Genomic DNA, 25892 nt, shown 5'->3' on the forward strand with positions numbered 1-25892 from the left:
CTATCCCTCACTAAATTAAGCGAATATTTCAGATCATATTTAAGAATTTTTTCTCTAATACTACTTAATTTTTTTTGCATCAATTAACCAAACAAAAGGATTTAATTTTGTAAAAGTAACGGAAAAACTGTTTTGATTGAAAAGATCTTGTAAGACTGAAATAGTTGTATAATATTCTCGCTCTAAATCTTCAGCTAGGCGATTATAGCCCTTTCCTTTTGCATCTTGGATCATACCCCTTTTTGCTTCTTCCGTTGCAAAAACAGTATCTGCAAATACAACACGACCACCTTCTTTTAATAGTTTGCTATATTTACCAATCGCAATTTCTTTCTCCTTATCTGTTAAATGATGAAAAGCATAAGTGCTGACAAAGGTATCGATACTTTCGGATACATTAGGAAAGTTAAGGAAATCACCATCAAAAATTCTCACATCCGGTAATTTTTCCTGTGCAATCTTTCTCATACCTTCAGACGGTTCCATGCCAAAAACCGTTAATCTTCTCTTCATCAATTTATTTGTTAAATTCCCAGTACCGACTCCAAATTCCACAACAGTACCCATTGAGGAGTCTGCTACTTTTGAAAGGATTTCATCATAATGTAAAAAAACTTCTTCATATTCCGGATCTTTCCCGGAAACTGTATTGTCATAAGAATGGGACCACTGATCAAAAAGTTCGTTGAATTCTCTGCCCAAACTTAATTCCCCCATTTCCTATAAATTAACTATGAATTAACTTTAGCACGGAATAGATAAATGTGCAATCAAACAAATAAAAATAATAAAATCGCCTAATTTATTTTTCAATGAATCATTAATAAGTTAAAATATGTATTAGAGATGATTTTATAAAATGGTTAGTATCATCTACTTGAAAAGCATACTACTAGAGGTGGATAAAAATGGCATTATTAAACGATATACTAAGTTATAATGAAGAGTTTGTCTCTCAAAAGATGTATGAGGATTTTTCAACGACTAAATTTCCTGATAAACGATTAGTGATTTTCACTTGTATGGATACAAGACTTGTTGAACTTCTACATAAGGCAACAAATACAAAAAATGGAGATGTTAAAATCGTTAAAAATGCTGGGGCAATCGTTTCTCATCCATTTGGAAGTATCATGCGCAGCCTGCTTGTTGCAGTTTATGAGCTTCAAGCCGATGAGGTATTAGTCATTGGACATCATGATTGTGGAATGAGTTCAATTAATAGCGAGTCTGTCTTAGAAAAGATTAAACAAAGAGGAATTGACGAAAAAACACTGGAGACAATTAAATATTCTGGAATTGATTTAAATCAATGGTTTGAGGGATTTGATCGTGTGGAAGATAGTGTTCAACATAGTGTAGATATGATTAAACACCATCCATTAATGGCAAAAGATATTCCTGTTCACGGTTTAGTGATAGATCCTGAGACCGGAAAGTTAGATCTTGTTGTAGATGGATATAAAAATATGTAAATCCCTGCTAATAGCAGGGATTTTTTTAATTATATATCTAATACATTTCTTAATCATTCAATAATAACTATATATTAATTATCGGGTTCTTTGCGAAAATCATCTCTAATGAGTTTAAGGCCAATCCTCTACCTAAAATTTTCTAGTATCCCCAATAGAAATTCCTTGTAAAATATATTCTAAGTAATGTTGGATATTCGACTTTCTATTACTAATAATTTGAAGCATATGAAGTAGCTCAAGTAATTGATTTCGATTTAAATTTACCAGCAAATGATTGATCAGTGTTTCATTATTCACTTCGAATCTATCACCATCATTTGTTTTAATTTTCAACCCTTTTACTGGCCGAATATATGTATTTAACAGACCTTTTATTTGATTTAAACTTATACGAACATTCGAGTAATCCTCTTTTGGATTAAATTCAATCCTTTTCTTTTCCATAGTAAGCCTCCTATCCTTAAAATAGGTTGATGTGTGATATACAGAAAGTACTTGCCGACTAGTATAACCCTTTTTAAAAGTAAAAAAACTATCTCTAAAAAAGAAATAGTCAATTTAAATATTATAACAATGACTATTCGGCGGCTCGGCGATCGTCATTCATAAGAACCTTAGACCCGTAGCTTTGCGTCCTCAACTTTCGTAGAGTTTGCTATTATCGTAGAATTTATGTATTATTTTTTGCTAACTTTCATTTTATATCCAATATTCATGTATTTCAACAATCTTCGACAAAATTTCGCATAAATTTAATAAATATGAAATGTATAATACCGAATTGAAAAACAGGAACCGCCAAATACGGTTCCTGTTTTAATTGAAGCGATTCACCTAAAGATCGTCTACTCTGACACTACTTTATCGTTTTCCCCCACCAAGACATCTTAAACTATTTAATATGACCAAAATCGTACTTCCCTCATGACCAACAACTCCTAGTGGAAGATTGAGAAATTCAAGGAAGTTAGATGCAATTAAGATCATGATGACTGTTAAGGAAAAGATGATATTTTGTTTAATTATTCGATTCATCTTCCGAGAAAGACGGATGGCTTCCGCAATTCGTGAAAGATCATTTTTCATTAGAACAACATCGGCGGTTTCCATTGCGACATCACTGCCTTCTCCCATCGCAATGCCGACATTTGCTGTCGCAAGGGCAGGTGCATCATTTACACCATCTCCAACCATAGCTACATTTCCGTATCGTTCTTTAACCTTTTTCAATGATGATACTTTTGTTTCAGGTAAACATTCTGCAATGTATTCATCAATGTTGGATTGTGCAGCAATGTTTTTTGCTGTATTTTCACTATCCCCTGTAAGCATAATAGTACATATCCCTTCATTTTTTAATGCTAATAATGCGTTTTTAGTTTCTTTACGCACAACATCTTGAAGGCCGATAACTGCTGCTATACCAGATGAATCCTTTACATAAACGACTGTCTTTCCTTCATTTTCTAGCTTTGTCGAAACACTGTCTTCAAATACTAGTGCTTCATTGATTCCAACAAAATCTTTTTTACCAATCAACCATTCTTGATCATTTAACCGAGCCTTTAATCCCCATCCTGGTACATCTTCTATTTGATCAGGCTGCATGAGCACCTCTTGATTTTTAGCCCTCCAATATTGGACGATCGCATTGGCTAACGGATGATTCGAATGATTTTCAATAGATGCAACAAGACGTAATAGATCATGTTCATTTAAATCAGGACGGACCACAATATCTGTTACTTCAGGTTTTCCTTTTGTTAATGTACCTGTTTTATCGAAAGCAATGGCTTTAACATGACTCAAGCTCTCTAAATGAACTCCGCCTTTGAATAAAATCCCTTTTCTAGCACCATTTGAAATAGCTGATAAAGTTGCTGGCATAATAGATGCAACAAGTGCACATGGAGAAGCTACTACTAATAAAATCATTGCCCGATAAAAAGTTGTATTCCAGCTCCAATCTAAAAGAAAATGCGGGATAAACATCATTAATACAACTACAAGGAGTACGATTTTAACATATGCTCCCTCAAAACGTTCGATAAAAAGCTGTGAAGGTGACTTTTCACTTTGTGCAGACTGAACAAGTTGAATAATTTTTTGAAAAACTGTTTCACTCGCAGGTTTTGTTACTTCAACTGTAACAGATCCGTTTAAGTTGATCGTACCTGCAAATACTTCTGCACCGCTTCCTTTTGAAACCGGAATGGATTCACCCGAGATGGTGGATTCATCAATCGTCGTCATTCCTTGAGCAATTTTCCCATCAGCCGGAACGCGTTCACCTGGTTTGACTAGAATAAAATCGCCTACATCTAGCACAGATACATGAACAACTTCCTCACGGCCATCTTTAACGCGAAGAGCTGTTTCAGGCTGTATTTCTAATAAAGAAGAAATTTCTTTTTGACTTTTATTCATTGTATAGGTTTCTAAAGCGCCACTGAGTGCGAAGATAAAAATCAGCATTGCACCTTCTGTCCAATAGCCGATAATAGCTGAACCAATTGCTGCAAAAAACATGAGTAATTCAACATTTAAGTCTTTATTTTTAATGGTTTCTTCAATTCCTTCTTTTGCTTTGGCATAGCCGCCGATAATAAAAGCAGCAAGGTAAAAAGCAATTGAAAAAGATTCGTGACTCCATTTTGACAGCAGCCACCCCATCACAATGAAAATACCGCTTAAAATAGCAGCGATTAGTTCAATATGAACAAAAATCTTTTCAAAACGGGGGGATGATGAAACTACTACTTTTTCATTATTCGCTGTTGCAACTTGACCTTGTGACATATAGACACCTCCATAATTAAGTAAAAGAATCAAAATAACAAAAATGCTAACCGTTTTATAACTAAAAATTGTTTAATCATTTTTTCATTAGATTTCACACTAACATAGTGAACGAAGTAATTTATAATTATTATTATATAACACATAATACATCTTCGGTGCTAAAAAGTCAATTGTAATTGAGAAATTTTTTATCTAATTGAGAATGATAATTGAAATCATTCCTCAAAAATATATATTTTTTACATTAAACATTTATAATCGGAAATGATAATTATTATTATTTAAACTTAATTTTAAAAAGCTCTCTCTATTTGTTTGTCCATAAAAAAAAAGAGAATACATCGCTATAGATGTACACTCCATCTTTTAGAATCATTCTATTTTGTTATTTATTGTTGTTGGCCAAATTACCTATTGGATACGCGAGAATCGATTTCCTTATATAGGAAGATTATCTGAATGTATACCTACAGGTTTTATTACGTTTAACCATTTCTTTAATTACATTATTTATCATTTTGTAAATCAGTTGTTTTTTACTTTCACTCGAATAATGCTACATTTGGATCTCTTCCCATATGAACGAGAGTAGAGTAGAGCTGTCCTCGATGATGGTAGACATGTCCTAAAATCTCCAAAAGCCATTCGTATTTTGTATACGTAACTCCCCACCAAGAAGTAGTTTTCACCTGTAAATCAGCTGATTCTAGCGATAAGACGTTAGATTTTAAATATTGGAAATTGCTAATGAATGCATCCTTGATCTCATCAATTGTATTTAATGTATGTTTAGAATAAAACCTTTCCATCTCTTCTTCTGAAGCCTGATTCATAATTAAATAATCAGCTTTATAAATAACTGCCATATGTGCAAGCAACTCTCGTATGGTTCTTTTATTTTCTCCAATCTTATCATCTAAAATAGTAATATCTATTGTATCAAGCATTTGAATGATACTTTTATTCGCAATATGTAGTTGGTTTAATACTGATTCTATAAATATGTTCATCTATTCTCCTACCTTTCTTAAAGCTGCTTTTTCTATAATTAATATAAACTTTTAAATAGAAGTATGCTAGTATTCCATATTTTGTCTTATATGTGTCAATTTTGTTTCTCATTTTTTTATCATTTTTCTTTCATTAGTATTTAGGAATTCTGCTTTATGATGTATTTATCAAGGACAAGCATTACTACCTCCTTTGCACTAGACTTTCCCCCTAAATCAGTCTAGTGAACCTCCTTTTTATATACCCGGTCTATTCAGGCCGGGATTTAATTTATTTCTATATAAAATTATCTCCTACTAATATTTTTCTACGAATCATTAGTCACTCATGGCAGCAGGAATACATATGATGGAAAAGTTAATTATAAAAAAGACAAAGATTTCACCAAAATGAGACCCTTGTCTTTTATCTCGCATTCAATTTGTATTAAATTCTTATCAAAATGAATCTTTTAAGTACTTTAAAATTTGTTCCATTTCCTTCCCCATACCAGATTCTACAGCGGCAATATATGCCCCTTCTAATAGTGGGATATCTTCAGCTATTTTTATTTTTCTATGTTCGGACATTTCTATAGCCATTTCCGCATTCATCATCGCACTTCCTAAATCAAAGAGAAGAATGACACCTTTTTCACTATATGCTCGGTCAATGGCAGAAAGAATCTTATCGACACTCGTTCCAATTTCATTATCATCTGTTCCCCCCGCTAATTCAATTGGAACATTGTCGACCACTTGAGAGATGATATCTTTAATCCCTTCAACTACTTTTATACTATGTGATATTAGGACAATTCCTACATGATCCACCTACTCCTCTCCCTCCCTTACAACCTCTGCGAGTGATTGAAATAAGTAGTAAGAGGATACGGAGCCGGGATCAAGATGCCCTATGGACCTTTCTTTCAAATAGGCAGCTCTTCCTTTTAAAGCCATAATATCTTTAGTTGCTTCCATCGCATTTTTAGCAAAGCTTTCAAAATCATCCCAGTTGATACTGTCATGTTCTTGAAGGAACCTCAATATTGGCTGCCAAACATCCAGAAGTGTTTTATCTCCTTCTTTTGCTCTTCCCCTTTGGCTGATTCCCATTATTGCCTCATTTATAGCAGTAGTAAATAGTTCTTTGTTTAACGATGTTTTTCCTCTAACCGCCATCGACATTTTTAAAAAGGCCGTGCCATATAAAGGGCCCGAAGCCCCTCCAACTTTGGACATCAAGGTCATTGCCACGTCCTTAAAACAGTCAGAAACTGTTTCATAGTTTACTATAGTAGTTTTATTAATCACTTCTTGAAAGCCTCTAGCCATGTTAATGCCATGGTCACCGTCCCCAATAGCTTGATCGAGAGAGGTTAAGTATTTCTTATTCGTTTGTATTTTTCCATTTATTTTTTCCATCCATTTTAATGTATCATTGATTGTTAGATTCATTGAAACTACCCCCTCCTGCGTAAAAGCTACTTACGGAATGCAGGTGCTTCTGATTCAGCATCTAATAATTCCTTCAGCTCATCATCAAGTTTTAATAGTGTGATTGAACATCCTGCCATTTCTAGTGATGTCATATACTCTCCTACAAATGTTTCGTATACTTTAATTCCCTTGTTCGATAAAATTTCATGGACCTTGCCGTTTACAATATAGAGTTCCATTTCCGGGGTTGATCCTAGCCCATTAATCATGACAGCAACCTCATCACCAGTACGCAACTCCATATCATCTAATATCTTCCCAGTAAGTTCTTGAGTAATTTCATCAGCAGAAGCAATCTGCTTTTTCTCTATTCCAGGTTCACCGTGAATCCCCATACCTATTTCCATTTCTGAATCATCCAGCTCAAAACTAGGGCTTCCTGCAGCAGGTACGGTACATGGGCTTAAAGCCATTCCCATTGAACGAACATTTTTAACCGCTTTATCTGCAATTGATTTTAATTCTTGCAATGAAGCACCAGTTTCCGCTTTTGCCCCAACGATTTTATGAACGAAGACGGTACCAGCTATCCCACGACGGCCAGTAGTAAAGGAACTATCTTCGACTGCTACATCATCATTGACAATGACTTTTTCCACCTGAATACCATCTGCTTCAGCAAGCTCAGCGGCAATCTCAAAATTCATAACATCCCCAGTATAATTTTTGATGACCATAAACACGCCTGCTCCACTATCAACAGCTTTGATAGCTTCATATACTTGATCAGGAGTAGGCGAGGTAAAGACCTCACCCGCTATCGCAGCATCTAGCATTCCTTTCCCTACATAACCCGCATGCGCAGGCTCATGACCGCTCCCGCCCCCACTAATAATCCCAACTTTATTCGGAACTGGAACATCCTTTCTCACAATAACCGTTGTTCCTTCCAATTGCTTTAATCGATTAGGAAACGCTGCAATCAAACCTTTCAACATCTCATGGACAACCTGATTCGGATCATTAATAATCTTCTTCATTTTTTTCTCCACTCCTTTGGTGTCAGGCACCATTTATGCAGTTTTTGAATATTTATACATCATTTGAATAAAAGGTGTCAGGACCGATTATTCAATCGGATGTGTTGCTTCATAGAGTACTTGGTTAAGTTCTTCAGTATATTTTTGTACTTGTTCGTCAGACCAATGAAGGATATTAGCCATTTCATGGATGACTTCCTCTTTATATTGATGGACCCAGTTAATTTGAAAAAACACAGCTCCTGTTCGGCGGATGAAGAAATCAACTGGCTTATAAGCGAGCTCGTAATCAATAGAGTATCGAACCATTGCCGAAACAAGAGGGTCCTTGTTCTCCTCTTTCGCTTTTTCTTCTATATAAATGCTGTAGAAATCATCAACATTTGATCCATAGCGTTGTGTCACTATCTCAGCATTTTTCTCAGTTAAACCAAGACTTTTCCCTTTTCCTACTTTTTCTTTTTTGAAATGCTCAAATCCTTTTGAACCGCCGACATCTCCTCCTGAAATAGGAAGACTTTTTGTTTGTGTTTTTATAAATGTGAAACTATCTTGGTCATTCATTTTTTTATTAACTAAATCAACAACATTTTCAGCCATTTTTCGATAACCCGTTAATTTCCCACCCGCGATTGAAATGAGGCCAGAGTTGGATACAAAAATCTCATCTCTACGGGAAATTTCTGAGGGACCTTTCCCCTCCTCACGAATCAAAGGTCTTACCCCAGCCCAGCTTGACTCTATGTCTTCGGGAAGAATCTTTACATCTGGAAACATATAATCGATTGCCTTCAAAACATAATCCCGATCTTCCACAGTCATTGTAGGATGAGGGATTTCACCATTGTAAACCGTATCAGTTGTCCCTACATATGTTTTTCCTTCGCGGGGAATGGCAAACACCATACGTCCATCTGGAGTGTCAAAATAAATGGCTTGTTGTAGCGGGAATCTATTTCCATCAAATACCAAATGAATCCCTTTCGTTAATTGTAATGTTTTACCTTTTTTTGATTGGTCCATTTCCCGTAAAATATCTACCCAAGGTCCTGCGGCATTGACAATATATTTTGCAAAAAATTCGTGCTCTTCTCCTCCGATTAGATCTTGTACCTTTACCCCTGCTAGCTTCCCATCATTATTCAGCAATCCAACTACCTTTGAGTAATTGATGGATAACGCACCTTTTTCCACTGCTTTTTTCATTACTTCTATTGTGAGGCGGGCATCATCAGTTTTATATTCAACATAGTAACCCGCACCTTTTAGACCTGACTCCTTTAACAAAGGCTCACGCTTTCTTGCTTCTTCCTTACTAAGCATTTCTCTTCTTTCACTTTTTTTTACACCTGCAAGAAAATCATATACTCGGAGTCCAATATTTGTTGTTAACGGGCCAAATGTACCTCCTTCATAAAAGGGGAGTAACATCCATTCTGGTGTTGTTACATGTGGTCCATTTTCATAAACAATTTCTCGCTCTTTTCCCACTTCAGCAACCACTTTAATATCGAATTGCTTTAAATATCTTAATCCTCCGTGAACTAACTTTGTCGATCGGCTTGATGTTCCTGAAGCAAAATCCTGCATTTCGATGACCGCTACTTTCAACCCCCTTGTGGCAGCATCAAGCGCAATTCCTGAACCTGTGATTCCTCCACCAATAATTAAAAGATCAAGTTCAGCCTGTTTCATTTTTTCATAAGTTTCTATTCTATTCCGACTAGAAAATAACATTTTTATCGCTCCTAAAATGAGTTGTACGAGATCTTCCTTGAGGATTTCTCTCACAAAAGGAAGCAATTAATAATAAAAGAGCAAGCGCCGCAGGTCTAGCGTACGGATGAGTGAAATTTGAAGTGCCAATTTCACCTTCGTAGTCTTCGACTGAGATAAAGGAGACACGGCGAGGAACGAGTCGATGTTGACTTATCGTAGGGAGAAGACAGAGAAATCCGCTAGCCGATAGGCGTTGGAGCTAAGTACTGCAGACACTTTTTATATCTAATATCCATAGTAAATTTTATACTTTCTTACCTTTAAAAAAAGACCGCAAATCACCTAGGATTAATCGTCAAATCTCTAGATGTTTGCGGTCTCTCATATCTTCAGCTGCTAAATTATTTTCTTAATAATACTATTATAACACTACATGTGAATTATATTTACTTAAAGGCTCTAGTCGCTGCAACTGCTTTTTGCCAACCTTCATAGAGCTTACTACTTTCTCCCTTTTCCAATTGATTTGTAAAAGTACGTTCGTTTTGCCACTGTTTTGCGATTTCCTCTTTGTCATTCCAGAAGCCAACCGCTAAACCTGCAAGATATGCGGCACCTAATGCCGTTGTTTCACTGATAACTGGACGTTCAACTGGTACACCAAGAATATCGCTTTGGAATTGCATCAAGAAATTATTTTTAACCGCACCGCCATCCACACGTAATGCTTTCAAATCTATTCCTGAATCAGAGATCATTGCATCTAAAACATCCTTTGTTTGATAGGCAAGGGATTCCAGTGTGGCGCGAATAAAATGTTCCTTCGTTGTCCCGCGAGTAAGTCCGAACACAGCTCCCCTGGCATCGCTGTCCCAATAAGGGGTACCAAGACCTACAAAAGCTGGCACGAAATATACTCCGTCTGTGGAATCAACCCTCGTTGCATACTCTTCACTATCTGGAGCATTCTCAAACATTTTCAACCCATCACGCAGCCACTGAATTGCCGAACCAGCAACGAATATGCTGCCTTCAAGAGCATATTCGACTTTGCCATCGACACCCCAGGCAAGCGTCGTCAATAAACCGTTTTCAGATTTAACCCCTTTTTCACCTGTGTTCATAAGCATGAAACATCCAGTTCCGTAGGTATTTTTCGCCATCCCTTTTTCGAAACACGCCTGCCCAAATAATGCTGCTTGCTGGTCACCTGCAATACCAGCAATCGGTACTTCATGACCAAAGAAATGATACCCAACAGTAGTACCATATATTTCGGAGGAAGGCCTTACCTCAGGAAGCATGCTTTTCGGCACACTTAAAATCTCAAGCAATTCTTCATCCCATTTCAAATCATAAATATTGTACATGAGAGTACGGGATGCATTTGAATAGTCAGTCACATGTTTTTTTCCGCCTGATAGCTTATAAACAAGCCACGTATCAATGGTCCCAAATAGTAATTCTCCTTTTTCCGCACTTTCCCTCGCACCTTCAACATGATCCAATATCCACTTTACTTTAGTGCCTGAAAAATAAGCATCAATAAGCAAACCCGTTTTATCCCTAAACAAATCGTTGAGACCTTTTTCACGAAGTTCCTTACAAATATCATCTGTTTGCCTTGATTGCCAAACAATCGCTTTATATACTGGTTTACCGGTATTTTTATCCCATACAACGGTTGTTTCACGTTGATTGGTAATTCCAATCCCAACCACTTGATCCGGCTCAATATCCGCTTTTCTGATTACTTCAGCGATACATGCAAGAACCGAAGTCCAAATTTCATTTGCATCATGCTCTACCCATCCCGGCTTTGGAAAAAATTGCTCAAACTCCCTTTGTGCCGTTTCTACAATCTCACCATTATGGTTAAAAAGAATCGCACGAGAACTCGTTGTCCCTTGATCCAAAGCTAAAATATATCGACTCATCTATATCTCCCCCTACTATACTCCTTCAGATACATTTCTTTTTTTCAATTCACTATTAAGTGCAGCTAATAAGACTAATACAAAGATGACACTCCCTACCCAGAATGTTACTGTATAGTCATCTTTAAAAATAGCTTTATAAAATAATGCGCCGTACGTTCCACCCAATAATGGACCAATAATCGGAATCCATGCATAGCCCCAATCAGAGCTACCTTTTCCAATTATCGGAAGTATCGCATGAGCGATTCTCGGTCCAAGATCACGAGCAGGGTTGATCGCATAACCAGTTGTTGCCCCTAATGATAAACCAATCGCCGTAATTAATAAACCAACAATTACAGGATTTAAACCTTCAGTAAAATTGTTTGCTCCTATAAATAATAATCCCATAATAAGGACAAATGTACCGATCATTTCACTTACTATGTTTGAAAATGTACTTCGAATCGCAGGACTAGTAGAAAAAACAGCAAGTTTAGCTCCTTGATCCTTCGTTGCCTTCCAATGAGGTAGGTATTGGAAAAAGACAATAACTCCTCCTATAAAGCCCCCTATTACTTGTGCCGACATATACAAAGGAACTTTGTCCCAAGGAAATTCACCTATTGATGCAAATGCTAAGGTCACTGCCGGATTTAAATGTGCACCTGATATACTTCCAACTGCGTATACGCCCATTGTTACAGCTAGACCCCATCCGATCGTAATAACAATCCAACCTGCTCCTTCTGCCTTCGTCTTCCTAAGGACAACCCCTCCAACAACGCCTCCACCAAAGATAATCAAAATCATGGTTCCAATCATTTCGGCAAGAAATTCAGACATTCTCCTATCCCCCCTAAAAAATTATTACAATCTTAACAAGACATTAATAAAGACATTAAAAAAACCCCATTTCAATATGGATTCATCTCTTACCTCCCTTCGATGATCATTAAATAAATATGCTACTTTTTTTTAAAAAGACGAGTTAAATAGATTAAATTTTTAAAGAGGTCCCAGTTTAATTTTCGCCGCTATTAAATCCATTTCTATAATAAGAACTTGTTCTAATTTTTCTGTACATGCATACACATTAGACTGTACGGAAAAAAAGAAAGCAATTCCAAAGTGAGGGGGAGATTCTAAATTGTCGGGAAATCGAGCAGTTGTTTATAACGGGGTAGGAAAAGTTGCGGTGAAGGATATTGGTTATCCTGATTTAGTCCTGAGAGATGGACCTGGAGTAAATCCGAGAAATGTCGGCCGAAAATGTGATCATGGAGTTATTTTGAAAGTTGTCACTACTAATATTTGCGGCAGCGATCAGCATATGGTACGCGGACGAACGACAGCACCTGAAGGCCTGGTGCTTGGTCATGAAATTACAGGTGAAGTAATTGAAGTTGGACGTGATGTCGAATTTATCAAAAAAGGCGATCTTGTATCAGTACCATTTAATATTGCGTGTGGCCGTTGCCAAATGTGTAAAGAACAAAAGACCCATGTTTGCTTAAACGTCAACCCTGATCGACCTGGTTCTGCCTACGGTTATGTGGATATGGGCGGCTGGGTAGGCGGACAATCAGAATATGTAATGGTTCCATATGCAGATTTTCAACTACTTAAATTTCCAGATAAAGAGCAAGCGCTGGAAAAAATTCTTGATTTAACAATGCTATCTGACATCTTCCCCACAGGTTTTCACGGTGCATACTCTGCTGGAGTTAAATCTGGCTCTACCGTCTATGTCGCAGGCGCAGGACCAGTTGGTTTAGCCGCTGCACACTCAGCTCAATTACTTGGTGCTTCAGCAGTAATTGTTGGGGATTTAAATGCAGAACGCCTTGCACAAGCGAGAAGCTTCGGCTGTGAAACAATCGATTTAAGTCAGCATGACAATTTAGGCGAACAGATTGAACAAATTCTAGGTGAGCCAGTTGTGGATGCGGCAGTAGATTGTGTAGGCTTCGAAGCACATGGACATGGTCATAATCATACAGAGGCACCTGCTACTGTTTTAAATTCAATTATGGATGTGACACAAGTAGGAGGAAAATTAGGTATTCCTGGATTATATGTAACAGGAGATCCAGGTGGAATTGATGAGGACGCAAAAATTGGTTCACTTAAAATTCGTTTCGGTTTAGGCTGGGCGAAAGCACATACTTTTGTTACCGGTCAGACACCAGTTATGCAATACCACCGAAGCTTAATGAAAATGATTTTACACGGGAAGGCCCAAATTGCTAAAGCCGTGAATGCCACATTAATTTCACTTGATGAAGCACCTGATGGCTATGCAGATTTTGATAGAGGTGCAGCGAGGAAATTTGTTATTGATCCACATGGGACAGTAAGAAGATAGATATAGAAAGGATGCCCCTATCGTTTTAGGGACATCTTTTTTTATAGTGATATTAAAAGAAGTATCATGATAAAAGAACTAAACAACAGAAGTGAACATTACCTCTTTTCAAAAACAAATTATTACTATATAATATTTAATGCACGTTAATTACTATGGCTCCGTAGCTCAGCGGATAGAGCGTCGGTTTCCTAAACCGTGCGTCGGAGGTTCGAGTCCTCTCGGGGCCGCTAATAGAAATACAGAAAAGACAAGGGTTTCAGCGATTTTGAATCCCTTGTCTTTTTTTCATTAATCTATATTTGATACGAATTTTGGCACATAAGGATTTTTGTTTGACATTTTCTATAATTAACAAGAAGGAAATATCGCTATTCAAGCCTAAAAGGAGCGATTAATGAACATACACCTAAAGAAAAAATACTAACCAAAATAAAAACACCTCCAAAGAGATGTAAAAAGTAATTCCTATTATTCTCACAATATATAGAAATGGGTCATTATCAGAATAAAAATTACTCCTGCTCTGGTAACCATTTTGTCACCTTCCTAGATAAGTTTAATGGATATGATACAGATACATAAAGTCATACTCTTCTTCAGTTAAATCAAAGAACTCATTTTCCTCATCTTGTTCTTCGTGATCGTCGTAAAAACTAAGTGTTTCGTTTCTTTTAAATAAACTAAAGAACTTCTTAAACATTTAAGAACCCCTCTCCCTTAGTTTTTTCCTTACTAATACAACTTATCATCCTTTTATTAAGGTAATTTGAAGGGGAGGTTAATGATTCGTAAAAGCATCACTCTTTTGTAAACCTATTTCCTTTGTAATACTCCTAACCATTTTATTTATTTAATATTTCAGTAATTTTTCATATATAATTATCTTGCATAAAGTAATTACCAAAATGTTTTAAATAAGGAAGTTTGTTTCTTTTGGGAAATTAACTGTTAATCAAATGATTTCTTAATAGCCGTGGTTTGCAGGAAATATCTCGCTGATAAGAGAATATTAGTTTAATAGCTTTTAAACGGAGGTTAACGATGGAAACGAATATTTTTATAAGCGAAAAAGTGAAATTAGCGGCACTTCTTGAGGAGGATTTAGAAAAAATTCCTGCATGGTACAATGACACTGAGTTTGCTCACCTTTTTGATGCTCTGCCGGCTGCACCAAAAACTAAATCTCAATTAGATAAATGGTATGAGTCATTTTCCGATTCGAATTCCCAATATCTTTTTGCAATTAAAACAGTAAATACCAATGAATTTATCGGATATATTGAAGTGAGTGATATTCTATGGAATCATCGAGTAGGCTGGTTGGCCATAGCAATTGGTGAAAAGAATCAGCGCGGAAATGGATATGGGTATGAGAGCCTTAAACAAGCTCTAAATTTTGCCTTTTACGAGTTGAATCTTCACCGAGTTCAGCTTACAGTTTTTAGTTATAATAAGCCTGCTATTGCATTATATAAAAAACTCGGCTTTCAACAAGAAGGGATATATAGAGAATTTATTCATAGAAACGGAGAAACACATGATATGCTCCTTTTTGGACTACTAAAAAGAGAATGGGAAAGTAGAACCGAAAATAATGAAAAATAAATGAAATAAATGTGAAATTTCAATCATCGTTCTGCATACCTTTTAGTAAAGGGGATGAAGATTATGATTGAATGGCTTACAACAATCGGAGTTCTTGTTTCAGTAGTCGGCTTTGGATGTTGGACATTTGTTTATGCTCTTAAACTAGTATTGAAATCCGAAGATGCTAAAAGGATTGATCCAGTACCGATGGAACTAGATAATAGCAAATGAGGATGACCATCGTTGGTCACCCTCATTTGTTTTCTTGCTATTGATTCCCTGCTTGCCGATGATAATTTCTAAGCAACATTCCTTGCGATCTTATCATTCCTACATTCTCATAGTAAGGCTGGAGTTCTTTATCACAAAGCAAATCTACCATGTAAAAATCTTTACACTGTTCGAACATTATTTCTAGTAGTCTCTTCCCGATTCCCTGACCCTGGTATTCTGGTAAAACCTCGAGAAGCGGAATATATATAGAATATACTCCGTCACTGATGGCAGTAATAAATCCTACAACTTTATTAGTTTTCACATCAATAGCAACAATGGCCCGGAAACTACTTTTTAATATCTCTAAATGTACACTTGGTGATGGATGCTTTGGCCAACCTTCAAAAAATCCTCCATCTAACATTTCTTGTGTAATATTTTTAACATCTGATTTAAACTCTATCACTTTATTCCTTCCTTTACATAAGAATTTAATTAAGAAGGAATGATAATCAATAAAATAATAGCCCAAACATTTTTTATTCCCCTTTTAATAAGATCTCTATATAATCAATTCGATCCTTCCTTTAATTTCTCCTGCAAACCAATCGTTATTTCTAGATAGGTTATGATAAAATTTTATCAAGCTCTTTTCTAAAACTTTATTACTATCCGATTCAAGTAAAATATCTACTAGGATTTTTACATCTCTGATTAATATCCCTATTTGAAAAGAAAACTAAATATATCAGGAAAAGGGCACGTTTCCCATACTTATAAAGAATGGGTTTATATCCGAAAAGCAACGATCTGCATATCACTATATTCTTAAACACATTAGGGGTTTTATACTGTGACAAATACACAATACCAACACACCTTGGGCTATCTTTCCCAATTTAATAGTCGTTCAATGAACAGAAAAAATGGCTTTCACCATAGAATCCTTGAGGATTTACTTAATTTATTTTCGATTAATCTAAAAGAGTTCAAGTTTATTCAAATCGCAGGATCATGCGGAAAAGGAAGTACGGCTCATTTTATTTCATCCATCCTTACCGCCCATTCGTATGATCACGGCCTTTTTACCGGTCCGCATCTAAACCATTATGAAGAAAGATTTTCATGCAACGGTCAAATGATTGATCGTGAAGATTTTATTACGATTGTAATGGAAATTGAAATGAAATTGCACGATTATGAACTTGAACATGAAGTTGGGCATATGCATGTAATGATTGTCATTGCTCTTCTTTATTTCAAACATAAAGGAATTGAGCTTATTGTTTTTGAAAACGGAGTTGGCGGTAAAACGGATCCTTCCAATATTATTGATCCAATTATTTCCGTCTTAACCGAAATTACACTCGATCATTCCCATTTATTAGGATCAACCATCGAGGATATTATTTTAGATAAATCCTGTATTATCAAGCCATCAACACAATATGTTATCTGTGGAATGAATAATGTTCAGGCTCGGAATTATTTGTTTAGAATTGAACCATATGGTGAATCAAAGTATTTTTTTATCAATCGTAATTACGGTTTTTTAATTAAGCAATCCGATGAAACAGGAATCACTTTTTATTATAAAGGTGTACTAATGGAGCTTGAGGATCAAAAACTATTTCTCTTAGGCACACACCAAGTGCAAAATGCCAGTAATGCATTAGCCGTCATCGAAGCTTTGATCAATCTCGGATACAATTTTGATCCAGCCATCATTAAACATGCATTAGCCAATGTTCATATTCCCTGCCGTATGGAGTTGATTGAAAAAAGCGGTGTAAACTTTCTGTTTGATGGTGCACATAATACATTAGAGTTAAAAACATTAAGAGAAAATATTGATTCATTAGGTTTGAATATTTCCCATATCATTTTATCTATATCCTCAAATAAGGATATTGAAAAAATGCTTCACTCTATAAAATTTGAAGGAGCTACCTTTATCATCACACCACATCCATTTTTAGAGCGGAACAGTAGTCCCGCAATGATTGAAAAATCACTGAAGGCATTAGATAAAACCCAATATATTTTCTATCAAAATTTACATGATGTGATGAATTATATTTTCCAGCAGCGTAATGAAAATAAGGTCATATTAGTGACGGGGTCACTTTACTTAGTGGGATATGTAAAGGAGTTTTTAAATCGAATATAATAAATTGAAAAGGAGCCCAAAGCTTGGGTTCCTTTTAATATTTCGTTATGGACTGATTAATCGATAGCCCATTTCCGAAGAAATACTCTCCGCAATCTTCATAGTCGATTCTTTTATTACCTCAAGATGCTCACCTTCAAAACGATACGATGGACCGCTAACCGCTAATGAGGCGATAACCTCACCATGATAATTATAAATCGGATAAGAAACACCTATAGTCCCTTCATCCTGCTCTCCATAGCTGATAGCAAACCCATTTGTTTTGATTTCTTCTATTTCTTTTTTTAGCTGATCCTTATTTAGTAATATTTGATTAAAGTTATATAAATTCGATTCATCGATAATTTCTACTCTCTTTTTTTCAGGTAAAAAGGCCAATAATAATTTTGGTCCTGATCCAAGATAAAGCGGTGAGCGTTTACCAATTCTCGTAAATAAACGTAAAGCATGTGTGCTTTCCACTTTTTCAATATATACAGCCTCGTGATGTTGAACAATTACAAGGTGAACGACCTCGTTAATTTCGTTTGCTAATCTTTTCATATGCGGTAGTGCAATTTTTCTTAGCTCCAATTGATCGGACACTAGCTGGCCAAGTTCCATCAACTTTAACCCGAGCTTATAACGCTTATCATATTCGGAATCCTTCGTTTTCGTTAAAAATCCACAATATTCTAATGAAGTGAGTAAACGATAGACCGTTGGTTTCGGTAATTGTACTAGATCAGTAATTTCCTTTAAGCTTAACTCTGGTTTTTCTTCTGTAAAAAAATCTAGTAAACTTAATGCCTTTATAATACTTTGGTTCACTATTCTCCGGCTCCTTCGGATATGAAAATACTCCCTCTAGCATGAGAGGGAGAATATTACTTAAGCTACATTAAACACTTACATCGGAACGAGATACTACACTTTTATCCACAATGTTTACGTCCCGCTTTGCCATTTCTTCAATGTATTCCTTTCCAGGAACGATTTTTTCAGGAGCAAATACACCCTTTTCGGAAATAAGGCCGCTTCCGATCATTTGGGCTACGACAGATATCGTATTAGCTGTTGCTCTAGCCATGGCAGTGACTTGGTTCACACGATCTTTATATGTGATTAATTCATATTCATATTTTTCTTTTTCTCCAGCTTTTGTTCCTTCGACAATCACTCGGAGGAGAACCGCATCATCTTTTTCTCCGAGCTCTACAATAGGATCTAGCACTTTCAACAAAACATCGCGTGGTTTTATTTTTTGACCATTCACTTCTACTTCATAATCATTTCTAGTTAAATTTAAATCCACAAGTAATTGAAACTTTTCTGCATGACCACGGTAACGGATTGTTTTATATTCTAGAGTTTCAACATCAGGATAGGATAAGGATAAAGTTGATGTCCCTCCTGCTGTATGAAAAGCCTCTAGCGGACCGAATCTCTCAAAATGAATCGTTTCAATTTCGGATAATGATGGAACTTCCTGCTTTATTCCATTTCGTATCACTAAGGATGGGTCTGTGTAATGATCAAAAACACCTTCCATTGAAAATACATGATTATATTCTAGCGGCGGTTCAGGTACAACCGGAATACCACCAACATAAATCTTAATTGATTTTACTTCATCAAGCTGGCTGGCTCCGTATCCAGATAGAATATTGATCATTCCCGGTGCAACCCCTAGATCAGGAATCAATGTTACATTCGCATTCTTAGCTTCTTCATGCATTTCGAGCACATGGTCAGTAGCATGCCCAATATGTCCACCGAGATCGACACAACTAACTCCTGCTTCAATTGCTGCTCTTGCCACTCTCTCATTGAATGTATAAAATAGGGCATTAATCACGACATCATAATCACGTATAAAATGAATTAATTGATCCTGATTCGACGCGTCTAAATAAGCAGCTGATAGTTTAGAAGAGTTCAATTGCTGGCATACTGCTTCTGCCCTTTTGACATCGACATCTGCTAGTGTAACTTTATCCACTCCTACACTATTCACCAAATCTCTTGTTGCTTCTTTCCCCATTAATCCTGCACCTAAAACTGCGATTTTCATGTAAAATTCCTCCTTGAATGAATTCAAATATGTGTTTAGAAATCTATTACTCTACATCAATTTGTGCACGTTGAAGCTTTCCACTATAATCGACATACACACTCTTCCACTCTGTGAAGACGTCTAATGCTTGCACACCCGAATCACGATGGCCATTTCCTGTTCCTTTTGTCCCCCCAAATGGCAAGTGAATCTCCGCACCAGTAGTCCCAGCATTCACATAAACGATACCTGTATCTAAATCACGCTGTGCAGCAAATACTCGATTTACATCTCTTGTAAAAATAGAGCTTGATAATCCATATGTAACCCCATTATTGACTTCAATCGCTTCCTCAAAGCTTTTCACCGGAATGATAGAAACGACTGGTCCAAATATTTCCTCTTGAGCAATTCTCATATCAGGACGAACATCTGTAAATAGTGTTGGAGCATAATAATATCCATCTGCCAACTCTCCATTATTTAAAATGGAACCTCCTGCTAATAATTTTGCTCCTTCATCCTTACCAATTCCAACGTACTCATGGATTTTTTGCAGAGCACTTCGATTTATGACCGGACCTACCTTCACTTGTTCATCCAAGCCATTCCCAATTGTTAACTGTTTCATTGCCACTAACAGTCTTTCTTCTAATTGATCTTTCACACTTTCGTGAACAATAACTCTGCTACATGCTGTACATCTTTGACCGCTTGTTCCAAATGCACTCCACAAAATCCCTTCTACTGCAAGTGTCAAGTCTGCATCATCCATAACAATGACTGCATTCTTACCGCCCATTTCAAGGGAAACACGTTTTAATAATCTTCCACACGTTTCCGCAATTGTACGTCCCACTTCATTGGAGCCAGTAAATGAAATCACATCTATATCCGGATGCTCTACCATGGCATTACCTACTTCAGAACCTGATCCACAAACGAGATTGATGATTCCCTTTGGAAGACCAGCTTCCTCAAATATCTTCACCAATTCCCTTGCCATTAATGGTGTTTCTGTAGCAGGCTTCCAAATAACCGCATTTCCGCCAACAATTGCAGGGAATGACTTCCACGTTGCGATGGCGATTGGAAAATTCCATGGAGTAATGATTCCAACGATACCAACAGGTACTCGAATACTCATCGCAAATTTATCCTTTAGTTCAGATGGAGTCGTATTCCCGAATAATCGTCTGCCTTCACCTGCCATATAAAAGGCCATATCAATTCCTTCTTGTACCTCGCCACGCGCTTCCTCGATCACCTTTCCCATTTCTTGTGTTAAAATACGGGATAATTCTTCTTTTCTTTCCTTCATAATTAAGCCAACTTGATATAAAAGCTCTGCTCGTTGCGGTGCAGGAACTAATGCCCATTGCTTTTGGGCCTTTTTTGCTGCTTGGACAGCCCGATCGACATCTTCTTTAGAGGATAAAAGAATATCTCCAATGGATTCTCCATTTGCTGGATTGATGATAGGAGCATATTTTTCGTGTGCAGGAACACTCCACTCCCCATCGATATAATTAACAACTTTTTCACCGCTTATCACTGTATTTGACATTATAAACATCTCCTTATTTATGATTTTTCACGAATTTGCTGAATCGTTTTATTCGTGGATATCTGTTCACGATCCATCTCAATTTCAATCACAGTCGGCTTTTTACTTGCCATTGCCTCATATAATGCTCTTTCAAACTCCATTTTTGTTTCCACCTTCACACCATTTGCGTTTAAGGAATGGGCTAGTTTGACAAAATCAATATTCCCTAAATCTGTTCCGCTTATTTTTTCCGGGTAGTGGATTTCCTGGTGCATACGGATCGTCCCATACATTTGATTATTGAAAACTAGACTTATTACAGGAATATCGTATCGTGAAGCCGTTTCTAGCTCCTGGACAGTCATCATCATCCCTCCATCACCAGATAGAGAGACAACGATTCGATTAGGATGAGCTAATTTTGCGCCTATTGCCGCTGGAAGCCCATAACCCATCGCTCCAGATGTTGGTCCAATATACGTTTTTTTCTGATTGAATTGATAATATGAATGGAGCCAGCCTGCAAAATTACCTGCATCATTGGTAATAACTGCATTCTCTGGCAGATGTTTTTGTAATAAATCAATAACATCAAAATTAGTTAGCTTGAAATTTTCATCATCATTAAGTATTGTGGTTGATTTTTCATAGGTGTGATGACACTTATCTGCCCAATCCTTCCATGTTGGTTGAACATCGATATTTAAACAGGCAAATAATGTATTTCTTGCATCTGCTGCTATACCAACGTCTGGCGGATAAACATTTCCTAACATATTAGGGTTGATGTCGATATGAATAAGTGTTTGTTCAGGGGAGATTAATGTATAGTCTTGTGTTGTGACTTCGGAAAGCCGTGTTCCTATTGCCAATATGACATCCGCTTTTTTGGTTGTTTCAAGAATACCCTTTGCAGTGCCTAATCCTAAATGACCTGCATACAAAGGATGATTATTTGAAAAAACATCATGTCTTCGAAAAGCCGCCATCACTGGTAATTGATATTTTTCAGCAAAATGGATCAATGCCTCTTCACCATCTGAATAGATGACTCCTCCACCAGCAATAATGAGCGGATTTCTCGCATTTTTTAGTATATCTTCAATTTCTTGAATCTCATCCTTAGCAGGAGTTGGTCTGGATACCTTCACTTTCTGGCCAAAAGTCATTGTACTTTCAACCTTTAGCATATCTTCAGGTAAGGAAATAACCACTGGTCCTGGTCTTCCTGTTTGTGCGATACGAAATGCCCGTTGCACGAGTTCAGGTACTCTTTCTGCATCCTTTATTTCAACCGTCCATTTGGCAATATGACCAAAAAATTGATCTAAATCTACTTCTTGAAAGCCTTCACGCCCACGAAATTTGCTGTGGACTTGACCGAGAAAAACTACCATTGGTGTTGAATCTTGAAAGGCAGTATGAACACCAATCGCTAGATTTGCTCCACCAACACCGCGAGTTGCCATAACCACTCCGGGTTTCCTTGTAGCTTTTGCATAGCCCTCTGCCATGAAGGATGCTCCGCCTTCATGTCTTGCAGATATCAGCTCGATTGTTGGCTCATCATAGATGGCATCTAATACAGGTAAATAGCTTTCACCAGGTACACAAAAAACCTTTGTTACTTCTTCAATTTTCATGCACTCGATGATTGCTTTTGCCCCCGTCATTACTTTGTTTTCTCTCATTTTTTCAATGGTTTGGGACATTATTTGTCACCTCGAGGTTCAGAGATTTTATTCTTTTCACTGCTTCATCTAAGCGTTCCGTAGGCACTGATAAGGATATTCGAAAATATCCTTCTCCAGATGGTCCAAAGGAATTTCCTGGTGTGATAATAACTCCCGCCTCTTCCAGTACTTTTTCCGCAAACTGCTGAGAGGTAAAACCTTTTGGTACTGGTGCCCAAATAAAAAATGATCCTCTTGGCTTTTTCACATGAATTCCAATGCCCTTTAAAGCATCCAGCATTTTTTCAAGCCGTTCATTGTAAATGGAATTATTTTGTTCAACTGTTTTGTAATCACTTTTCAATGCTTCTGCAGCAGCCTTTTGGATTGGTAAAAACTGACTCGTATCAACATTACTTTTTACATTGGACAACGCACGAATAATGTCTTTATTGCCGACAACATAGCCAATTCGCCAGCCAGTCATATTAAAGCTTTTTGATAAGGAACCGAATTCGATTGCGATTTCTTTTGCACCTTCAACTTGTAAAATACTTGGGGCTTTAAATTGATCATACGTTACTAACCCATATGCAGAATCATGGATGATACCAATTTGGTGCTTTTTCGCGAAGGCAACTGCTTCTTTAAAAACATCTAATTCAACAGTTGCAGCTGTGGGATTTCCTGGATAGTTTAAAAACATAAGCTTCGCCTTTTCACAGATGGACTGTGAAAGTCTTGAAAAGATTGGGCGGTACTCATCATTTGGATCTAGTGGAAGATCAACACAATCCCCGCCTGCAAGATAAGTAGCTGTCCGATAAACAGGATAACCTGGGTCAGGAATAAGAACTGCATCCCCAATGTCTATCATTGCTGGAATGACATGTGCAATCCCTTCCTTTGATCCAATTAATGTGAGGATTTCAGTATTTGGATCTAGTTCTACCTCATAATGTTGCTTATAAAAGTCAGCTACTGCCTCACGGAATTCCTGACATCCAGAGTAACCTGAGTATTTAAAATTACTAGGATCTTTTAATTCCTGGATTAACCGATCAACGATAAAATCTGGAGTAGGTAAGTCTGGAGCGCCTATTCCTAAATCAATTACGTCCACACCTCTTTCTTGAAGCTTTTTCTTTTTTTCGTCAATAACGGAAAATAAATAAGGTGGTAATCCCTGAACCCGTTTAGAAACAAACGAAGACATCTCTCTCCCCACTTTCCATTAAAAATCACTTCATTTCATTATATGAAATACAGTTTCATATATTACAAGGTTCATTATATGATAACGCTTTCACCAAATCAACAGTTTATTCCTAATTATCTAAAAATAAAACATCCTTAAACCTAGAATTCTGTTCTTTATTCATTTGATAACCTTTTAAAGCTAAATAGAGAGCCATGCTTTCTTCAAACGAATTAACATTCATCTGTAAAAGTTCATTAATCTGATTCAAACGGTATAACAAAGTATTACGATGTATATATAATGACCTTGCGGCTTTACTCATATTTAAGCCTTCCTGACAGTAAATTAAAAAAGTTTCGATAAGAATGCCGGAACTTGGATGATTGATCAAATTAGTTATTTTATCCAACATTACCTCTGAAATAGTTGGATTTATTTCTTCTATTAGACTAATGATCAATACATTCCAATCTTGATATGAATACACATGATCTTTATAAGGAGATTGATTACTTATAGACAATAATTTTAATGCTTGATGATAGGATCGACTAATCCCTTCGACCCCCTCATAACAGTTTCCGACTGCTATCAAGGCCTTGCTGTGTATTTGATGCTGATGCAAAAATTGATTCATTATTTTTAATGCTTGTTTACTTGTTTCGGTGATTCTTCCTGAGTTACGATCTTTAACACCCTTTAACACAATCCATTGTTTAATATTTATAGATGTTAATAGGTCATCATCCTGTTCTTTAAATAACTTACCGATTAGTTGAAAAAGGTCATATTGTAAAATTTTAAAAACACGTTTGTTTGAAATTGACTCGATTTCATAATGTGGAATATGTATGAGAATACATACTCTCGGAATTTTTACATTAAACCCCATCATTTCACAATAATTAATCAGCTCTTCACTACTTTCATTTGGACGTTGATGGAGTAAGTACTGAATAAAGTTTTCTTTCGCTTTCATTTGTAAAGAAAACGACTCCGCCTTCAAAGTTTCATGAAGGAGCATTTCAACATGATTACGGACTAAATAAACATACTTAATAACTTCTTTTGGATCCCCAACTATACCCAATACACCAATTGGTTCCTGCTGAAAAAATATAGGGGTCGCTACACCAGGAAGGACATTCTCTCTCCCAATTACATTATCTTCCGAATATTGTACAGCCTTTCCAATTCTGAAAACTTCCTTTGTAGCCTCATGATATGTACCGATACGCTTTAAATCTGTGCATCCGATAATGATTCCTTTTTCATCAGTTATACTCATCGGCACTTCTAAAACAAAAGATGTTTGTTCTACAATCGATTGGGCAATTTGCTCAAAAAGCTTCACATACGCCACCTCTATAAATAGTTTGATTTTTGATATTAATAAATTATTATCTGATTCGTTTATGATATCAGAATTTTGTGCAAAATACACATTCAACAAAACTTAGTTTTCCTGTATAACAAAAAGTAATAAGAAAAGCGGAAGCGCCTTGATCATCGGCGTACGGATTTTATAGTCTTCGACTGAGATAAAGGAAACACGGCGAGGGACGAGCCGATGTTGACTTATCGTAAAGAGGAGACGGAGAAATCCGCTAGCCGATAGGCGCTGAAGCTAGACACTACGAAAAGCGGAAGCGCCTTGATCATCGGCGTACGGATTTTGTAGTCTTCGACTGAGATAAAGG

The 25892-nt window shown here is 36.6% G+C and carries 23 protein-coding genes, 1 tRNA gene and 1 riboswitch; of the genes, 6 read left to right on the forward strand and 18 right to left on the reverse strand.

Features of this window, described 5'->3' with window-relative positions; translation table 11 throughout:
- Positions 1–60 precede the first annotated feature (60 nt).
- Positions 61–702 carry a class I SAM-dependent DNA methyltransferase gene (locus tag ACQKP0_RS00855; RefSeq protein ID WP_427403915.1) on the reverse strand — a complete coding sequence of 214 codons (642 nt, stop codon included), beginning with the start codon at positions 700–702 and terminating at the stop codon, positions 61–63.
- Positions 703–908: 206 nt separating this feature from the next.
- On the opposite strand from ACQKP0_RS00855, the gene ACQKP0_RS00860 reads away from it, so the two are divergent.
- A complete protein-coding gene (locus ACQKP0_RS00860) occupies positions 909–1475 on the forward strand; it encodes a beta-class carbonic anhydrase (protein WP_427403916.1) in 567 nt (188 codons plus the stop codon).
- A gap of 132 nt (positions 1476–1607) precedes the next feature.
- On the opposite strand, the gene ACQKP0_RS00865 is transcribed toward ACQKP0_RS00860, so the two are convergent.
- From ACQKP0_RS00865 to ACQKP0_RS00905, 9 genes are all read right to left on the reverse strand, one after another.
- A complete protein-coding gene (locus ACQKP0_RS00865) occupies positions 1608–1922 on the reverse strand; it encodes a hypothetical protein (RefSeq protein ID WP_427403917.1) in 315 nt (104 codons plus the stop codon).
- A gap of 136 nt (positions 1923–2058) precedes the next feature.
- Positions 2059–2145: riboswitch (cyclic di-GMP riboswitch) on the reverse strand.
- 194 nt (positions 2146–2339) lie between these two features.
- Entirely contained in the window at positions 2340–4277 is a 1938-nt protein-coding gene (locus tag ACQKP0_RS00870; protein WP_427403918.1) for a heavy metal translocating P-type ATPase, read from the reverse strand.
- Positions 4278–4822: 545 nt separating this feature from the next.
- Positions 4823–5290 (reverse strand): DinB family protein, encoded by a 468-nt coding sequence (locus ACQKP0_RS00875; RefSeq protein WP_427403919.1) that lies wholly within the window; start codon positions 5288–5290, stop codon positions 4823–4825.
- A 438-nt stretch (positions 5291–5728) separates the two neighbouring features.
- Positions 5729–6103 (reverse strand): dihydroxyacetone kinase phosphoryl donor subunit DhaM, encoded by a 375-nt coding sequence (gene dhaM / locus ACQKP0_RS00880; protein WP_427403920.1) that lies wholly within the window; start codon positions 6101–6103, stop codon positions 5729–5731.
- Positions 6104–6727 carry a dihydroxyacetone kinase subunit DhaL gene (gene dhaL / locus ACQKP0_RS00885; RefSeq protein ID WP_427403921.1) on the reverse strand — a complete coding sequence of 208 codons (624 nt, stop codon included), beginning with the start codon at positions 6725–6727 and terminating at the stop codon, positions 6104–6106. It lies immediately after the preceding gene.
- A 26-nt stretch (positions 6728–6753) separates the two neighbouring features.
- Positions 6754–7749 carry a dihydroxyacetone kinase subunit DhaK gene (gene dhaK, locus ACQKP0_RS00890; RefSeq protein WP_427403922.1) on the reverse strand — a complete coding sequence of 332 codons (996 nt, stop codon included), beginning with the start codon at positions 7747–7749 and terminating at the stop codon, positions 6754–6756.
- An 87-nt stretch (positions 7750–7836) separates the two neighbouring features.
- Positions 7837–9486 (reverse strand): glycerol-3-phosphate dehydrogenase/oxidase, encoded by a 1650-nt coding sequence (locus ACQKP0_RS00895; RefSeq protein ID WP_427403923.1) that lies wholly within the window; start codon positions 9484–9486, stop codon positions 7837–7839.
- Between the two features lie 428 nt (positions 9487–9914).
- Positions 9915–11405: a glycerol kinase GlpK gene (gene glpK, locus ACQKP0_RS00900; RefSeq protein WP_427403924.1), complete on the reverse strand. Its 1491-nt coding sequence runs from the start codon at positions 11403–11405 to the stop codon at positions 9915–9917.
- Positions 11406–11420: 15 nt separating this feature from the next.
- On the reverse strand, positions 11421–12233 hold the full coding sequence (locus tag ACQKP0_RS00905; protein ID WP_427403925.1) for an MIP/aquaporin family protein: 813 nt from the start codon (positions 12231–12233) through the stop codon (positions 11421–11423).
- Positions 12234–12537: 304 nt separating this feature from the next.
- Between ACQKP0_RS00905 and fdhA the strand changes: the two genes are divergently transcribed.
- Both fdhA and ACQKP0_RS00915 read left to right on the forward strand, forming a co-directional pair.
- Complete coding sequence (fdhA, locus tag ACQKP0_RS00910) at positions 12538–13755, forward strand: formaldehyde dehydrogenase, glutathione-independent (protein ID WP_427403926.1); 1218 nt, start codon at positions 12538–12540, stop codon at positions 13753–13755.
- A gap of 157 nt (positions 13756–13912) precedes the next feature.
- Positions 13913–13985: transfer RNA gene (locus tag ACQKP0_RS00915), tRNA-Arg, on the forward strand.
- Between the two features lie 329 nt (positions 13986–14314).
- Here ACQKP0_RS00915 and ACQKP0_RS00920 read toward each other — a convergent pair.
- The gene (locus ACQKP0_RS00920) at positions 14315–14458 is read right to left on the reverse strand and encodes a hypothetical protein (RefSeq protein WP_427403927.1); all 144 of its coding nucleotides are present in this window, start codon (positions 14456–14458) and stop codon (positions 14315–14317) included.
- A 341-nt stretch (positions 14459–14799) separates the two neighbouring features.
- Here ACQKP0_RS00920 and ACQKP0_RS00925 point away from each other — a divergent pair, with 341 nt between their 5' ends.
- Together ACQKP0_RS00925 and ACQKP0_RS00930 are read left to right on the forward strand one after the other, a co-directional pair.
- Positions 14800–15363: a GNAT family N-acetyltransferase gene (locus tag ACQKP0_RS00925; protein WP_427403928.1), complete on the forward strand. Its 564-nt coding sequence runs from the start codon at positions 14800–14802 to the stop codon at positions 15361–15363.
- 63 nt (positions 15364–15426) lie between these two features.
- Positions 15427–15576, forward strand: coding sequence for a hypothetical protein (locus tag ACQKP0_RS00930; protein ID WP_427403929.1), 150 nt, complete (start codon positions 15427–15429; stop codon positions 15574–15576).
- Between the two features lie 37 nt (positions 15577–15613).
- Here the strand turns inward: ACQKP0_RS00930 and ACQKP0_RS00935 are convergent, their stop codons facing one another.
- Positions 15614–16027: a GNAT family N-acetyltransferase gene (locus ACQKP0_RS00935; RefSeq protein WP_427403930.1), complete on the reverse strand. Its 414-nt coding sequence runs from the start codon at positions 16025–16027 to the stop codon at positions 15614–15616.
- 387 nt (positions 16028–16414) lie between these two features.
- Between ACQKP0_RS00935 and ACQKP0_RS00940 the strand changes: the two genes are divergently transcribed.
- The gene (locus ACQKP0_RS00940; protein ID WP_427403931.1) at positions 16415–17731 is read left to right on the forward strand and encodes a bifunctional folylpolyglutamate synthase/dihydrofolate synthase; all 1317 of its coding nucleotides are present in this window, start codon (positions 16415–16417) and stop codon (positions 17729–17731) included.
- 45 nt (positions 17732–17776) lie between these two features.
- On the opposite strand, the gene ACQKP0_RS00945 is transcribed toward ACQKP0_RS00940, so the two are convergent.
- The 6 genes from ACQKP0_RS00945 to ACQKP0_RS00970 all read right to left on the reverse strand — a co-directional run bounded on the left by ACQKP0_RS00945 (position 17777) and on the right by ACQKP0_RS00970 (position 25546).
- A complete protein-coding gene (locus ACQKP0_RS00945; RefSeq protein WP_427403932.1) occupies positions 17777–18544 on the reverse strand; it encodes an IclR family transcriptional regulator in 768 nt (255 codons plus the stop codon).
- 70 nt (positions 18545–18614) lie between these two features.
- Positions 18615–19787 (reverse strand): saccharopine dehydrogenase family protein, encoded by a 1173-nt coding sequence (locus ACQKP0_RS00950; RefSeq protein ID WP_427403933.1) that lies wholly within the window; start codon positions 19785–19787, stop codon positions 18615–18617.
- A gap of 46 nt (positions 19788–19833) precedes the next feature.
- The gene (locus ACQKP0_RS00955; RefSeq protein WP_427403934.1) at positions 19834–21336 is read right to left on the reverse strand and encodes an aldehyde dehydrogenase family protein; all 1503 of its coding nucleotides are present in this window, start codon (positions 21334–21336) and stop codon (positions 19834–19836) included.
- Between the two features lie 17 nt (positions 21337–21353).
- Positions 21354–23030, reverse strand: a complete 1677-nt coding sequence (locus ACQKP0_RS00960; protein ID WP_427403935.1) for a thiamine pyrophosphate-binding protein — start codon at positions 23028–23030, stop codon at positions 21354–21356.
- Entirely contained in the window at positions 23014–24207 is a 1194-nt protein-coding gene (locus ACQKP0_RS00965; RefSeq protein WP_427403936.1) for an LL-diaminopimelate aminotransferase, read from the reverse strand. The genes ACQKP0_RS00960 and ACQKP0_RS00965 overlap by 17 nt, the downstream gene beginning before the upstream one ends.
- A 112-nt stretch (positions 24208–24319) precedes the next feature.
- Complete coding sequence (locus ACQKP0_RS00970) at positions 24320–25546, reverse strand: CdaR family transcriptional regulator (RefSeq protein WP_427403937.1); 1227 nt, start codon at positions 25544–25546, stop codon at positions 24320–24322.
- Positions 25547–25892: the final 346 nt, after the last annotated feature.

Origin of the sequence: Heyndrickxia sp. NPDC080065 (genome assembly GCF_050281185.1) — a bacterium.
Classification (GTDB): Bacteria; Bacillota; Bacilli; order Bacillales; family Bacillaceae_C; genus Heyndrickxia.